At 73.4% G+C, this 2,228-nt stretch carries 1 protein-coding gene and 1 pseudogene; one reads left to right on the top strand and one right to left on the bottom strand.

Translation table 11 applies throughout. The features are described 5' to 3' along the window. A pseudogene (locus WH07_RS34380) lies at positions 1-1,685 on the top strand (AfsR/SARP family transcriptional regulator); the annotation flags it as partial. A gap of 34 nt (positions 1,686-1,719) precedes the next feature. Here WH07_RS34380 and WH07_RS34375 read toward each other — a convergent pair. Then, positions 1,720-2,228, bottom strand: a 509-nt coding sequence (locus WH07_RS34375; protein WP_106409748.1) for an NPCBM/NEW2 domain-containing protein, incomplete at its 5' end; no start/stop codon positions are given.

Raw genomic sequence — 2,228 nt, 5'->3', positions numbered from 1 at the left:
GTCTGGGGGTGTCCGGCCCGGACACCCCCGGCCCGGACACCCCCAGACCGCTCGCTCCCGGTGTTCGTGGTGCCGACGTTCCCGATGTGCTGGGCGCACTTGTGGACAAGTCCCTCGTCGTCGCCGCGCCCGCCCCCGGCGGCGGGATGCGGTACCGCCTGCTGGAGACCATCCACGAATACGCCGCCGAACGCGCCGCCGAGGCACCGGCCGTCAGGGCCGCCGCCGAGCGCGCGCACATCGCGTACTTCACCGGCCTCGCCGAGCAGGCCGATCCGCTGCTCCGCTCCGGGCAGCAACTCCCCTGGATCCGCCGTCTGGAGACCGAACTCGACAACATCCGCGCGGCCCTCCACCGCTCCGTCGCGGGGCGCGACGAGGAGTCGGCGCTGCGGCTGGTCCTCGCCATGAGCTGGTTCTGGTGGCTGCGCAACTACCGCACCGAGGGCTTGGCCTGGACGGAACACGCCCTGGCGCTGGGGCCGGACGAGACGGGCCCCGCCGACCCGTTGTACTGGCCCCGGATGCAGAGCCAGGTGATGTGGCTCTTCTTCACCAGTGAGAGCGGCCAGACCGAGCAGGTCCGTACGGATCCGCTCTTCCGCGGCCGGATCCGCCGGATGCTGGAGGTCTTCGCCCGGCCGGGACCGCAGTCCGCGCGCCTCCCCGGACTGCTCTGGTGCATGCTCGCCTTTTTCAGCGAGGAGACCGTCGACATCCGCGCCGCCATGGACGACGCCATCGCCAACTGCCGGGTGCACGGGGGCGACTGGGAGGTCGGCGTGATGGTGATGGGGCGTGCGCACATGTCCGTCGATCTCTCCGGGGGCATGACGGGTGTCGACGAGGACCTGGCCGAGCTGCGCGAGCTGACCCGGCGCGTCGGCGACCGCTGGATGCTCGCCCAGGTCGCGAGCGCCACCGGTGAGGCCCGGATGGCGCGCGGGCGGTACGAGGAGGCGCGCGACGCGTACGAGGAAGCGCTGCGGTTCGCCCGCGAGGTCGGGGCGCACGCCGAGGCGCCGTTCCTGCTCGCCCGCCTGGCCGAGCTGGCGTACCGCGCCGGTGACGCCGACGCCGCCGCGAAGGGCCTCGACGCCGCGTCCGCCGACGCCGAGCGCTACGACGTCCAGGACACCCGCGCCTTCGTCCACTTCATGCGCGCGGTCCTCGCCCTGGACCGTGGCGAGTACGAGCAGGCCAGAGCGCTGCTGGACACGGCTCGCGCGGCCGGGGAGTACGGCACGCCGCCGCCGCACTTCACCATCGGCATCGACGCGCTGGACGCGCGGATCGCCATGCACGAGGAGAAGGGCCCGGTGGCGGCGGCGCGTTCCCTGGCGGCCGTGCTCCGGGCGGCGAAGGAGAGCCGCCTGTCGGATCTCTTCGTCGCCCAGATCGCCGAGATGGCGGTGCCGGTCCTGGTGCTCGCGGGCGAACCGGGACTCGCCGTAAGGCTCCTGTCCGCCGCGGGCACCTGGCGGTCCGGCAGCGTCCGTTCCGTACCGGAGCGCGCCGAGGCGGAACGTACCGAGGCGCACGCCCGCGCGGTCCTGGGGGCGCGGGGGTACGAGGCGGAGCGCGCGGCGGGCCTGTCGCTCACGCTGGAGCAGGCGGCGGCCGTGCTGGACCTGCCAGGCCGGCCGGACCTGCCGGACAGGCCGGCTGAGCAGAGTGCCCGCTAGCTGTGCTGTGTTCTCAAGCGCCGGACGGGCTCGATCACCGGCAACTGATCCGGGACTGGGCCCAGTCGGCGAGTGCCACCCGGTCGAACGGGCGGTGCGGTTCGACCACCAGCCGGATCGTCTTCCGCCCTTCGATCCCCACTCGCATGGGTACCGCCGGGTCCCCGCCGCGCAGCACCGGCGAGCGCCAGAGGCGCCCTTCGTCCCCGTACAGCGAGAAGCGCACGGCGCCGAGGCCGTGCGTCAGATCGTCCACGCCGACCACGGCCGCGTAGGTGACACAGCTCCGGTTGAGGTCGATGGTGACCGACGACGACGCGTGCACGGTCACGCCGTCTCCGTACCGGGTGCCGCCTATGGCCAATCTGGAGCGCTGCCACAGCCAACTGCTGCCGACGAGCCGCACCTCCGGCCCGGTGCCGTCACCCAGGAGGTCGTACGAGAGCCGGTTGAGCTGGTAGTCCACAGGCGGTGGCGGTGGCGGTGGCGTCGGGCTGGGCGTGGGCGCCGGTACGGGCGGGGGCACCGGCGGTACGGGAGGAC

The organism is Streptomyces odonnellii (assembly GCF_000981895.1).
Lineage (GTDB): Bacteria > Actinomycetota > Actinomycetes > Streptomycetales > Streptomycetaceae > Streptomyces > Streptomyces odonnellii.
The sequence above is the reverse complement of the archived record's forward strand: the minus strand, read 5'-3'. Positions and strand labels throughout refer to the sequence as shown.